The sequence below is a fragment of the Microcoleus sp. AT8-A3 genome (genome assembly GCF_036705675.1).
Lineage (GTDB): Bacteria > Cyanobacteriota > Cyanobacteriia > Cyanobacteriales > Microcoleaceae > Microcoleus.
The window spans coordinates 55,696-68,121 of sequence record NZ_JAUBVD010000019.1; the positions used below are offsets into that span (position 1 = coordinate 55,696).

The following is a 12,426-nucleotide window of genomic DNA, read 5'->3' on the forward strand; positions in this document are numbered from 1 at the left end:
TTGGTGCGGGGAAATAGATCGATCGCACAAATTTTCGGCTCCACATCAAAATAAATTCTGCTACTATATCAGCCAAGTCCGCCTGCGATCGGATCTTCCACCAATCTCAATCATCTGTTTGGGGGTCGGCTGTCCGTTTTTGCCCCACTATTAACATTTATTTCTCGTTGAACAGGCATCCTGCCTGTGATGGCGTAGAACACCCATCCTGCCTCTGATGGCTCTTGACAAACGATCGGTTCTCTATATCTTATTCTCTTAAATTTTCCCATGCTAAAACGACGCCGGGCCCGATTTTCTGTTTTAATCAGCGTTTCAGTTTGCGTTATTGCGATCGGCTCTTTGGTTGCTGCGATGAAATTGATGGGTTTGGGCTCATCCCAGAAGGCCGAGCAGCCCCAGAATGCAGCGAATTCCGAATCGCAAGTCAAGATGCTGGTATCGCTGTCACCGAGCGAGCGATCGGCGAAATTAGTTGAAATTGCAGCCAGTCAGCCTCCTGCAAGTACGAACCCGCAGCAGCAAATCTCCCCTCAAAGCCGCGCCCGCTACCTGCTGGCCAGCGATTTAATCCAGCAAGGAAATGCCGCCAAAGCATTAAAATTATTGGACAAATTAGAGCAAGAATATCCGGTTTTAGCCTCTCACATTGCCCTAAAAAGGGCCCGATCTTACCAATTGAGCGGCGACAAAGGCAAAACTAAAAAAGCTTGGGAGGAACTGCTCAAAAACTATCCGAGGGACCCGGTAGCAGCGGAAGCTTTATATGTTTTAGGCAAGTCAAAACCGGAATATTGGCAACAGGCAATTACTGAATTTCCCGCTCATCCCCGCAGCGTAGAAATTGCTCTCGGCAAGTTAAAAGAAAATCCCAATCAGCCCCAGTTAATGCTGCTAGTAGCAAAACACGGTCATTATGTCAAAGATTACGGGACAATTGTGGAACAACTGGTGCAGCGAAACAGCGCAGGTTTGAAACCGGAAGATTGGGAAGAAATTGCCTTTGGCTATTGGGAAAAACAAGATTATGGCAAAGGAGCTATTGCTTACGGGAAAGCTCCCCGCAACGCCAAAAATCTTTACCGCAAAGCTCGCGGTTTGTGGCTCGACGGAAAAATCCCGGAATCGAGAATTGCCTATCAAGAATTAGTGCGCGATTTTCCCGATGCCGAAGATACTGGTTTGGGTTTAATTCGGCTATCGCGGCTGAGCGAACCGAAAGAAGCGATCGTTTTGCTCGATCGAGTTATTAGCAAATTCCCCAATCATGCCCCCGAAGCTTTGTTAGATAAATCCCAACTTCTCGACAAAGCACGCAGTGGTCAATCCGCCTCAGATACCCGGAAGTTGCTCTTGACAAAATACAATAATTCTGATAAAGCAGGCGAATTGCGGTGGACGATCGCCCAACAGTTTGCCAAAGGCGGAGATTTAAAATCAGCTTGGCAGTGGGCCAGAGAATTAACCACCCATAATCCCGACAGCGAACAAGCTCCAGAAGCAGCATTTTGGGTCGGGAAATGGGCACAGCAACTCGGTCGGCAACAAGACGCCAAGACTGCATTTGAGTACACTATATTACGCTATCCAGAATCATATTTTGCGTGGCGATCGGCTGTACTTCTCGGCTGGCCCGTCGGCGACTTTACCACAGTCCGAGATTTGTCTCCCAATGTAGTGCGGCCGCCTCAGCGCCCCGAACCAATGGCAGGTTCTCCTGCCTTGAAAGAACTCTATCAATTAGGTCAAGATAGAGATGCTTGGACGCTGTGGCAAATAGAATTTATCGATCGCGTAGAACCAAGTATTGCGGAACAGTTTACCGACGGCTTAATGCGAGTTGCAGTCGGAGATAATTTAGACGGTTTGTGGATGGTTGGGAGTTTGCGCCAGCGCGATAAACCAGATGATAGAACCCAATACCTCGAACTCAGACAGCAACCGATTTATTGGCAAGCACTTTATCCTTTTCCTTACTTAGAAACCATTGTCAAATGGTCGCAAGATCGCAAAATAAATCCAGTATTAGTAACAGCATTAATCCGGCAAGAATCGCGATTTATGCCCGCTATTAAATCATCAGTTGGCGCCACAGGTTTAATGCAAGTAATGCCGGAAACAGCAGCTTGGGTTGCTGGACAAATCAGCCTCAAAAAGTATTCATTGGAGAATGTGGACGACAACGTTAAACTCGGTACATGGTATTTGGATCACACTCACGACGAGTACAAGAATAACTCGATGTTAGCTGTGGCGAGTTATAATGCCGGGCCAACTGCAGTAGCAGATTGGTTGAAGAGGTTTAGTTTTAGTGACCCGGATGCTTTTGCGGAAAAGATTCCGTTTCCTGAAACCAAAGGATACGTAAAATCGGTGTTTGAGAATTACTGGAATTATCTGCGGATTTACAATCCAGAAGTTAATCAGTTAATGAGTGAGCATTATGCGGCTGCTCAGAAAAAAGCAAAGTGAATTATTCGTGGTGTGGGGGCGGGTTTATCTAAATTGTTGGTAATCCTTAGATATTTTTGGTGGAACCCGCCCCTACCAAATAGGGTTTCGTAGGGGTGGGTTCCACCAACCATAATCGCCCCAAACAAACAATCTCAAAAACCCGCCCCCACCCAACAAACAATCATCATGTACATTGGGGAATTTAATGCCAATATCAGGTTAATGTGAAGTATTCGTGGTGTAGGGGCAGGTTCCACCAACCATAATCGCCCCAAACAAACAATTTCAAAAACCCGCCCCCACCCAACAAACAATCATCAGTAATTGACCGGAGATGATATCAGCGGCATCCCAAAGAATCGCGAGTAGAAATCCCAGTTTGGGAATTAATCCCGGTGGCCTTTGTGCACAATTCTTTAACTTGTGATCCGTCCATAATTGCATCAGTAAAGTCAGCGCCGGTAATATCAGCTCCCTCAAAAGTAGAACGCAGCAAAATTGTTTCTGCTAATATTGCATCGCTTAAATCGGCCTTAGTAAATTTAACTTGATCAATCATTGCATTAGTTAAATTTGCGCCGTGCAAATTCGCCTCAGTCATCACCGAAGCGCTCATAATTGCTCCCCGCAAATCGGCATTAGAAAAATTAGTCAAGTCCATATTAGCGTTAGAAAACTCAGCGGCCCGCAGCATTTGACCAGAAAAATCGCGTCTTGTCAGTTCGGCGTTGCTAAAGGACAAGGGCGGAGCGTAATATTTAGATTGAGCTTGGGCTGGCCGCGGCAGGATGAAGATAGTTAGCGCGAATAGGAATGCTGCTAGTTGCCGGAGTTTCATAATTCTGATATTCTCGCAAGGTGGGTATTTCGTAGTGTATCCCGAACTTTGGTCGATCGACTAAACAGTTAAAATCTGAATTAATAGTGATGGAGATGGAAAAAAAGATATGCTAAGTTTTTTCTTAACTTGGATAGTAGCCGCAGTTTCGCTGGTCATTACCGCTAACATTGTACCAGGTATGGCGGTGGTTAGCTTTCCGGCGGCGATGCTGGCTGCTGTTGTTATCGGATTGGTGAATGCGGTTGTCAAACCGATTATTACATTGCTGACGCTTCCTTTGACCATTATTACTTTAGGTTTGTTTTTATTCGTTGTCAATGCAATTTCGCTTTCCCTGGCTTCCTGGTTAGCGAGTGTGTTCAGTATCGGCTTTGTGGTTAACGGTTTTTGGCCGGCTTTGGTGGGTTCCATTGTGTTGTCATTCGTTTCTGGGTTGATTGGTCGATTTGTGAATGCCAATACTTTGTCTCAGTAGTACATTATCCCAGATACTCCAGATATTCGATCGGGCAAACTGCAACGGCTACTGTTACCGCAGAACCCGCCCTAACCCCTCCTTGTGAAAGGGGGGGATTTTTGCTGCGAAATATTTGTTTAGGGACTAAAAGCCTTTGCTGGGCGGGCAAGATGCCCACCCCACAAGCAGATTCACTGTTTGTGGAACAGGCATCTTGCCTGTTGTTGAGAATTGTGGAACAGGCATCTTGCCTGTTGTTGAGAATGGTACGGGCGGGCAAGAGGCCCTCCCCACAAGCAGATTCAGTCTTTGTGGAACAGGCATCTTGCCTGTTGTTGAGAATTGTGGAACAGGCATCTTGCCTGTTCTTGAGAATGGTACAAGATATTAGTTCGATCGCACAAAGTGCCGCAGCTTCTGCTACGCTGGGCGTGCCGACTTCTTTGACTACAATATTTGAAGGATTGGGGACTTCTACGGAACTTAAAATGTCAGCCCCAAAGGTTTTTAACGGCCAATTTCGCGCTTGACAAAGCTCCAGCAAGCCGACTTCACCTGCTTTAGTATCTATTGTAGCAATACCTGCGATCGCACTTTCGGCTAAATGATAAGCACGGCATACTTGTTTAATCGCAGTTTCGATTAATTCTCGCCCTGTTCCGCCTTCACAACCTATCCCTACCCACAACACTCTCGGATGCCACTGAACCTTTGGCAAAACAGATTCCGGCGAAAATCTTCTCTGGGTGAAACTAATCCAAATTCGGGCTTTGATAGTTGATAGATTTTCCCCATCCCAATACAAAGAATGTTTTTCTGGCAGACTGTTTTGCCACAACGTAGAACCCACTTCTTGAATTACTTCGACAGTTTCCCCTCTAGCAAGAGCCGCCGCCACTCCAGTCCAGTCACCTTCGCCCCGCCTCCAACCGCTGGGAATCTCTAGCATATCTAAAGTAAATTCATCGTTCATTATTCAGTTATCTATTCTGTAGTTTCACTGCGACCGCAATCTTAAAAAAAACTTAACACTCTGTTTAGTGAAAATTTTGGTATAATTGTAGCACAAACTACAAAAAACCCAAGATTTAAGATGGTAGAACTAAATCAGTTACTGTTAGAGTTTGAAAGCAACCTCAAATGGGAAGGAGTGACAAAAGAATGGATAGACCGCCGGGAAAGTTGGGTTAGCGATGTGGCAGCATCAGTTAACCTGACATATCTAGCAGAATTGCTAGTTGAATTGGAATCTAACTTGCAGTGGGAATCGGTGGATATTCAGTGGCAACAGCGTCGAGACCGTTGGGTAGAAGAATGTCTGGCAGCATCGATTGTTCAAGAAGTATCAAGTTTATTGCTGGAACTTGAAACCAATACCAATTGGGAAGCGGTTACCGATGAATGGCAGCAGAATCGCGAGAAATGGGTACAGCAAATGCACAAGTTTAAGGAGTAGTTTCGAGGATTTAGAGCCTGTAGATATGCGTTTTCAGACTCTAACATTTCCTAATGACTAATCACTAATTCTTCATCTTTCTGCCAAACTCCATTCAGAAAAATATCAGCGAGTCCTTCAGCCATTTCCTGCATTTGCTGCCGAGAAGCATTCGGCTTCATAATCGTATTTTGACTGAAGGGCGCCACTGCAAACATTCTCAAAAATACCTGAGCCGTTTCCCAAAAAGCCTCAGCCACATCGCTCACTATAAAAAACCAAGAGTCTAAATCAATAAAATTTGTACAAAAATAGCACCAACTGCAAACAAGACAAAATTTAATATGGTAGAACTAAACCAATTACTGTTAGAGTTTCAAGCCCACCTAAACGGGGATGCAGTGACGGAAGAATGGAAAGAACGTCGCGACTGTTGGATGAGCGAGGTGTCAGCAGCAATTGACGAAAAACACCTAGCCAAATTGCTAGTTGAATTAGAATCAAATTATCAGCGAGAAGCAGTACAAAGTCTCTGGAAAATGATCCGTGAAAGTTGGGTAGAAGAATGTCATATAGCATCGACGCTGGAAGAAGTATCAAGTCTCTTGCTGGAACTTGAAAGCAATACAACTTGGGAAGTAGTGACGGATGAATGGCAGAATAATCGGGAGAAGTGGGTACAGCAAATGTACGAATTTATAGAGTAATTGGGGATTGGGGATGGGTGAGGGGTTATTGGTTATAACTGAGATATTGCACCATTCTCAATTAGCCGTAGGGGCGGGTTCGCCAACAGCCTTAAAGCTTGCAAATAGGTTCTATAAACCCGCCAGACCCCACGAAAAATCCTCTTATTGATATTGCTGCAAGATGTCGGTTATAACCAATAACCAATAAATAACCAATAACTAATAACTAATGACTAATTATTCATCTTTCTGCAAAACCCCATTCAGAAAAATATCTGCGAGTCCTTCGGCCATTTCCTGCATTTCCTGGGGCGAAGCATTCGGCTCCATAATCGTATTTTGACTGAAACCCGCGACTGCAAACATTCCCAAAAATACCTGAGCGACAATCTTCGGATTCATCTTCCGATAAACTCCTTTTTCCATCGCGGTTTCAAAAAAAGCCTCAGCCACATCGCTCATTTTTCCGATGACTTCCAACTGAATTCTGTCGCGCAAATCCGGGTGAAATTGTGCCTCCAAAAAACACACCCGCATCATGTCGCTATTCTCGCGGATATTCAGCATCCGTCGCCGCATCACCTGAGCCACTGCTTTGTAACTGCCCATCTCGCTTAATTCTGTCAGCAAATCCGTCAGCAACTCCACCCATCCTTCCGTCGCCACCTCAATCAAAATCGCTTTTTTATTATCAAAATGCCGAAAAAGCGTACCCTCGGCCACCCCCGCCGCTGCTGCTAAATCGCGAGTTGTCGTCCCGTCGTATCCGCTGCGGGCAAACAACCGCTGAGCGGCTTGTAAAATCCGCTTCTTGGTTTCTGTTTCAGAAGGAGGAGACTGATTAAAAATTCGCATGGCTTTGCAATGGGTAATTTGCTACTTGGAACTACGGGAGCTGGACTGAGGGACTAATTGATGTTAAGTTTTAAAAAGAATCTCTGGCATTGAGGGCAAACATTTTTTTGTTTGACAATCCAAAATCCAAAATCTAAAATCTAAAATCGAATGACCCTTTTTGAGATTTGCTGTATCAGCCTAACATCTGCGGCGCAACAGATCGCTTATGCCTCAAAAAATCTTTATCCTGAGAAAAGAATCTCTGGCCACCGAGCACAAACATTGTTTGTTTGACAATCCAAAATCTAAAATCTAAAATCTAAAATCGAATGACCCCGCAGTTCCAAAAACCCCGTGAAGCGAAGCTATCCCCTAGGGAATCGCCCGTGAGCCAAACTCGATTCATTGCCTCCCTGCTGGCCGCTGTACTGCTGTGGTGGGGAGTTTCCCCCGAAATAGCCCTTGCCCGCCCCAACCCTGCTAGCGGCTCCCAAGCAGTCTCTGTTCAACCGTCGCTCGATCGAGTAATCAGCCAAGTCAGCGAATTTAAGCTCGACAACGGCATGAAATTCATCGTACTCGAAAGGCCCAGAGCGCCCGTAGCATCGTTTCTGATTCACGCCGATGTCGGCGGGGCAAACGAACCCGACGGCCAAACCGGAGTCGCTCACTATCTCGAACATTTAGCCTTCAAAGGCACGCCAAAAATCGGCACTACCGACTACCAAGCCGAAAAGCCGCTGCTAGAAAAACAAGACCAACTCTTCGAGCAAATGCAAGCAGCCAAGGCCAGCGGCAAAACTGAAGAAGTCGCCCAATTAAAAGCAGAATTTGACAAAGTTGAAGCCGAAGCTTCGCAATTTGTCAAGCGCAATGAACTGGGCAAAATAGTGGAACAAGCAGGCGGAGTCGGACTAAATGCCGCTACTTCCACCGACGCCACAATGTATTTTTACAGCCTTCCAGCTAATAAGTTAGAAATGTGGATGTCGCTGGAATCCGAGCGATTTCTAGAACCAGTATTTCGGGAATTTTACAAAGAAAAACAGGTAATTTTAGAAGAGCGCAGGCTACGAACCGAGAATTCTCCGATCGGACAAATGGTTGAAGCTTTTGCCAACAAAGCTTTCTCTGTTCATCCCTACCGTCGCCCCGTAATTGGCTACACTGAAGACATTAAAAACCTCACCCGCAGCGACGTGCAGAAGTTTTTCGATACTCACTATGTCCCCAGCAAGCTGACTGTGGCAGTGGTAGGAGACGTGAAAGCTTCGGAGGTGAAGCGACTCGCTCAAATTTATTTCGGCCGTTACAAGGCTTCACCAGAGCCTCCAGAATTGCAGATTGTCGAACCTCCCCAAACGCAAACTAAGGAAGTGACGCTGCAATTAAAAACTCAACCTTGGTATTTGGAAGGATACCACAAACCGGCGATGAATCATCCCGACAATGCGGTTTATGAAATGATTGGTTCTTTGCTCAGCGATGGCCGCACTTCTCGGCTCTATAAATCTTTGGTAGAACAACAGCAATTGGCGCTGGCTGCTCAAGGTTTCAGTGGTTATCCTGGGGAAAAGTATCCGAATTTGATGTTATTTTACGCTCAAACTGCTCCGGGCCGCACGGTTGATGAAGTAGCCTCCGCTTTGAGGAAGGAAATCGAGCGCCTGAAAACAGAGCCGGTTTCTGCTTTGGAATTGGAGCGCGTGAAAACTCAGGCGAGAGCCGATTTGTTGCGATCGCTCAATTCTAATATGGGCATGGCATTTTCGCTGGTGGACTATCAAGTAAACACCGGTTCGTGGCGAAATTTGTTTAAGGAATTGGATGCGATCGCGGCTGTTACTCCCGCTGACATTCAGCGTGTCGCTCAGGCAACTTTCCGCCCGGAAAATCGCACGATTGGTAAGCTTTTGCCTCTGTAAGAAGAAGGAAGAAGGAAGAAAAACTCGTTTTCAGGCTCTGCCCCTTCCTGACAACTTAAGACTAAAACCCATAATAAATGTCGCTTTTAGTCGAATCTAGATCCCCCTAAATCCCCCTTAAGAAGGGGGACTTTGAGAACACTCTTGTCCCCCCCTTAATAAGGGGGGTTAGGGGGGATCTTGCAGTTCGCGACAAACAAGAGAGACGGTAGGTTTAACGTTAAGTTGTCACGCCTTGGGCAGAGCCGGGGAACGCAGATCCAGAGGCTCTGCCTCGCTATGTCACAATAGGAAACTTAGGAGAAAGAATGAAAAGGACTAAATTGAGACTGAAAAAAGTAAAGTTATTTCTGCTATCGCTGTGCTTTTTTACAGTTTCACTGGGCACGTTTAATTTGTTACCTTCCTTTGCTGCTGCACCGAAACACTACGACGAATTAACATTTCCCCCGCTGTCCGAAATTAAACTGCCTAAATATACTCGCTTCGAGCTGAAAAATGGTATCCGGGTTTATCTTATGGAAGACCGGGAATTGCCGTTAGTCGGGGGAACGGCGCTATTTCGCACGGGCGATCGTTTTGAACCAGCCGATAAAATTGGATTGGGAGGTTTGACGGGAGAAGTGATGCGAACTGGCGGTACTAGCCGGCATACTGCTGATGAATTAAATCAGTTGCTAGAACAGCGAGCAGCTTCGGTAGAAACGGGGATTGATGTTGCTTCTGGCACGGCTAATTTTAGTGCTTTAGCTGAAGATTTGGAACCCGTGTTTGACTTATTTGCGGAAGTGATTCGGGAGCCAATGTTTGCTCAGGAAAAGTTAGATTTAGCGAAGAACCAAACTCAAGGTGCGATCGCCCGCCGCAATGACGATCCTGACGATATTACCGGCCGCGAGTTTCAAAAGTTAGTTTATGGCGATCGCAGTCCTTACGCGCGCACGGTAGAATACAAAACCCTCGCCAATATTTCCCGCGACGATGTGGTGAGTTTCTATCAGAAATATTTCCATCCCAAGAATATGATTTTGGGTATTGCTGGCGATTTTGATACAGCTAAAATGCGATCGCAGATCGAGGAAAAATTCGGCAACTGGGAACCGAATCAAAGTGCAGAAGTGCCTGCACTACCAGCGGTATCGCCAGCAAAGGACGGCGGCATATTTTTAGTAAATCAGCCGCAATTAAGTCAAAGTTACGTGCAAATGGGACATTTGGGCGGAATGCTCAGCAGTCCAGATTACGGTGCTTTGGACGTAATGAACGGGGTTCTCAACGGTTTCGGCGGCCGTTTGTTCAATAACGTGCGATCGCGCCAAGGCTTAGCTTATTCAGTATACGCGGCTTGGAGTCCGAGATATGACTATCCGGGGGTGTTTGTCGCAGGAGGCCAAACGCGATCGGATGCCACCGTACCGTTTATCCAGGCAATTCGCGCCGAGATCGATCGTATCCGCACCGAACCAATTACCCAGGAAGAATTAGCTTTTGCTAAAGATTCCACCCTAAATTCATTCATCTTCAAATTTGAAAATCCCAGTCAAACTTTGTCGCGATTAATCCGCTACGAATACTACGGTTATCCCGAAGATTTCATTTTTCGCTACCGCCGCAGCATCGAAGCAGCAACAATTGCCGACGTGCAGCGCGTAGCTCAGACTTATTTGAAACCGGAGAATCTGGTAACATTAGTAGTGGGAAATACGGCGGCAATTGAACCGCCGTTATCGAGTTTGGGAACTTCGGTCAAAGTGCAATCTGTTGATATCACAATTCCCTCGGCGACTTAATTTATTTGTGATTAGGAGTCGCCGATCTGGGTAAGGACACGGCAATGCCGTGTCCCTCCTCTTTGCCACACAATCCTACACTAAAAATCAATACTCAAAGGCGATCTCGGAAACGGAATCACATCCCGAATATTCCCCATTCCAGTCATAAACTGCACTAACCGTTCAAATCCCAAACCAAACCCAGCGTGAGGTACAGTGCCGTAGCGGCGCAAATCCAAATACCACCACAATTCCTCCTTATTCATACCCTGGGCTTCCATGCGCCGCTCCAACACATCCAGCCTTTCTTCCCGCTGCGAACCGCCGATAATTTCCCCAATATTAGGAGCCAAAACATCCATTGCTCGCACCGTTTTCTCGTCCTCATTTAAACGCATATAAAATGCTTTAATCCCGACGGGATAATCGCTGACAATGGTCGGCTTTTTAAACAAATCCTCAGCCAAATAACGCTCGTGTTCCGACTGCAAATCCAAGCCCCAACTTACCGGAAAATCAAACTTTTTGTCGGCTTTTTCCAAAAGTGCGATCGCCTCGGTATAAGTAATCCGCTCAAACTGATTATTAATGATATTTTCAGCAGTAGCCAAAACCGTTTTGTCAATGCGATCGTTGAAAAACTCCATATCTTCCGGGCAATGCTCCAAAACGTATTTAAAAATGTACTTTAAAAACGCCTCAGCCAAATCCATATCTCCCTGCAAATCGCAGAAAGCCATCTCCGGTTCAATCATCCAAAACTCCGCCAAATGCCGCGAAGTATTAGAATTTTCCGCTCGGAAAGTCGGGCCAAAAGTGTAAACATTTCCGAAAGCCATCGCCATAACTTCCGCTTCCAACTGGCCGCTAACTGTTAAATAGGCGCGCTTTCCAAAAAAGTCTTTAGCATAATCAACCTCTTGCGAATCAGTGCGTGGCACATTCTTTAAATCAAAGTTAGTAACGGCGAACATTTCCCCCGCACCTTCGCAGTCGCTAGCAGCAATAATCGGAGTATGAACCCACAAAAAACCGCGTTCTTGAAAAAATTGGTGTACGGCCGCCGAACAAGCATTGCGGACTCGAAAGACAGCACCGTGAGTGTTTGTGCGCGGCCGCAAATGCGCGATTGTCCGCAAAAATTCAAAGGAATGGCGCTTTTTTTGCAGGGGATAAGTTTGCGGGTCTGCATCACCGTAAACTTGTACTTGTGAAGCTTTCAACTCAATTCGCTGTCCTTTTGCGGGAGACGCTACCAGCACACCCGACACTTCTAGAGATGCACCTGTATTCAGTTGTTTCAGTACATTTTCAAAATCTGGCAAATCGGAATTTATGACTACTTGCAAGTTAGCCATCGCCGAACCATCGTTGACTTCGACAAAGGCAAAATCTTTCAATTCGCGCTTAGTGCGAACCCAGCCTTGAACAGTTACCGTTTCGTCGGGTTCACCAGCGCGCAAAATTGCTGCAATCCGTTGATTTGTCATATCCACTCCCGTTTATTTAATATTTTGCACCATAATTCTCTCTTTTCTCTTCCTCTGCGCCCTCTGCGCCCTCTGCGGTAAAAAAAAATCAAAAATCATAACATAATTCAACCGACATAGGATTTCAAAATCCAACCGATCAAAATGCCAAGCCCCCCAAACCGAACTGCTTGCCAAAAAGGTTGTTTTATGCTTCCCCACGAAAACAGGCTGCTTTCTAAATTCAACTCGATAGTTTCCAATTCTTGCTCAATTTCCCGCAATTCTTTTTTGAGTTGCGGCAATGGATTTGGGCGCTTGGACTGGCGGATTTCTTCGCGCCGATGACCGAGTTCGACTTGGCGCTGTCGATCGACCTGAATTTGAGTGTACCGTTCTTTGACTGCTGCGAGCGATCGCTCAACGGCTGCGATCGCTTGAACAAACTCACTTTCTTGCTCTTCGGGATTTAACTCTGACGGCTGTTGAGGCATTTCGATCTGCAAACCTGACAATAATAATAAAAAAAACCGATTTCCAATTAAGT

General features: G+C 46.0%; 11 protein-coding genes and 1 pseudogene. 6 read left to right on the forward strand and 6 right to left on the reverse strand.

The window, feature by feature from the left end:
• Positions 1 to 270: 270 nt before the first annotated feature.
• Positions 271 to 2,472, forward strand: coding sequence for a transglycosylase SLT domain-containing protein (locus tag QUB51_RS13725; protein WP_333261411.1), 2,202 nt, complete (start codon positions 271 to 273; stop codon positions 2,470 to 2,472).
• A 322-nt stretch (positions 2,473 to 2,794) separates the two neighbouring features.
• On the opposite strand, the gene QUB51_RS13730 is transcribed toward QUB51_RS13725, so the two are convergent.
• Positions 2,795 to 3,292: a pentapeptide repeat-containing protein gene (locus tag QUB51_RS13730; RefSeq protein ID WP_333056374.1), complete on the reverse strand. Its 498-nt coding sequence runs from the start codon at positions 3,290 to 3,292 to the stop codon at positions 2,795 to 2,797.
• 109 nt (positions 3,293 to 3,401) lie between these two features.
• Between QUB51_RS13730 and QUB51_RS13735 the strand changes: the two genes are divergently transcribed.
• Positions 3,402 to 3,770 (forward strand): phage holin family protein, encoded by a 369-nt coding sequence (locus tag QUB51_RS13735; protein ID WP_333207835.1) that lies wholly within the window; start codon positions 3,402 to 3,404, stop codon positions 3,768 to 3,770.
• 4 nt (positions 3,771 to 3,774) lie between these two features.
• On the opposite strand, the gene QUB51_RS13740 is transcribed toward QUB51_RS13735, so the two are convergent.
• Positions 3,775 to 4,725: a cobalamin biosynthesis protein gene (locus QUB51_RS13740; protein WP_333261408.1), complete on the reverse strand. Its 951-nt coding sequence runs from the start codon at positions 4,723 to 4,725 to the stop codon at positions 3,775 to 3,777.
• A 120-nt stretch (positions 4,726 to 4,845) separates the two neighbouring features.
• Here QUB51_RS13740 and QUB51_RS13745 point away from each other — a divergent pair, with 120 nt between their 5' ends.
• Positions 4,846 to 5,208 carry a hypothetical protein gene (locus tag QUB51_RS13745; protein WP_333056380.1) on the forward strand — a complete coding sequence of 121 codons (363 nt, stop codon included), beginning with the start codon at positions 4,846 to 4,848 and terminating at the stop codon, positions 5,206 to 5,208.
• 50 nt (positions 5,209 to 5,258) lie between these two features.
• Here the strand turns inward: QUB51_RS13745 and QUB51_RS13750 are convergent.
• Positions 5,259 to 5,456: pseudogene (locus QUB51_RS13750) on the reverse strand (TetR/AcrR family transcriptional regulator); the annotation flags it as partial.
• Positions 5,457 to 5,531: 75 nt separating this feature from the next.
• Here QUB51_RS13750 and QUB51_RS13755 point away from each other — a divergent pair.
• Positions 5,532 to 5,894 (forward strand): hypothetical protein, encoded by a 363-nt coding sequence (locus QUB51_RS13755; RefSeq protein WP_333056382.1) that lies wholly within the window; start codon positions 5,532 to 5,534, stop codon positions 5,892 to 5,894.
• 219 nt (positions 5,895 to 6,113) lie between these two features.
• On the opposite strand, the gene QUB51_RS13760 is transcribed toward QUB51_RS13755, so the two are convergent.
• Positions 6,114 to 6,731 (reverse strand): helix-turn-helix domain-containing protein, encoded by a 618-nt coding sequence (locus tag QUB51_RS13760; protein WP_333056383.1) that lies wholly within the window; start codon positions 6,729 to 6,731, stop codon positions 6,114 to 6,116.
• 311 nt (positions 6,732 to 7,042) lie between these two features.
• On the opposite strand from QUB51_RS13760, the gene QUB51_RS13765 reads away from it, so the two are divergent.
• Together QUB51_RS13765 and QUB51_RS13770 are read left to right on the forward strand one after the other, a co-directional pair.
• Positions 7,043 to 8,638, forward strand: coding sequence for a pitrilysin family protein (locus QUB51_RS13765; protein ID WP_333261404.1), 1,596 nt, complete (start codon positions 7,043 to 7,045; stop codon positions 8,636 to 8,638).
• A 308-nt stretch (positions 8,639 to 8,946) separates the two neighbouring features.
• Entirely contained in the window at positions 8,947 to 10,428 is a 1,482-nt protein-coding gene (locus QUB51_RS13770; protein WP_333261401.1) for a pitrilysin family protein, read from the forward strand.
• Positions 10,429 to 10,508: 80 nt separating this feature from the next.
• Here the strand turns inward: QUB51_RS13770 and asnS are convergent, their stop codons facing one another.
• Positions 10,509 to 11,900 carry an asparagine--tRNA ligase gene (gene asnS, locus QUB51_RS13775; protein WP_333261399.1) on the reverse strand — a complete coding sequence of 464 codons (1,392 nt, stop codon included), beginning with the start codon at positions 11,898 to 11,900 and terminating at the stop codon, positions 10,509 to 10,511.
• Between the two features lie 107 nt (positions 11,901 to 12,007).
• Positions 12,008 to 12,373 (reverse strand): DUF2203 domain-containing protein, encoded by a 366-nt coding sequence (locus QUB51_RS13780; RefSeq protein WP_333056390.1) that lies wholly within the window; start codon positions 12,371 to 12,373, stop codon positions 12,008 to 12,010.
• Positions 12,374 to 12,426: the final 53 nt, after the last annotated feature.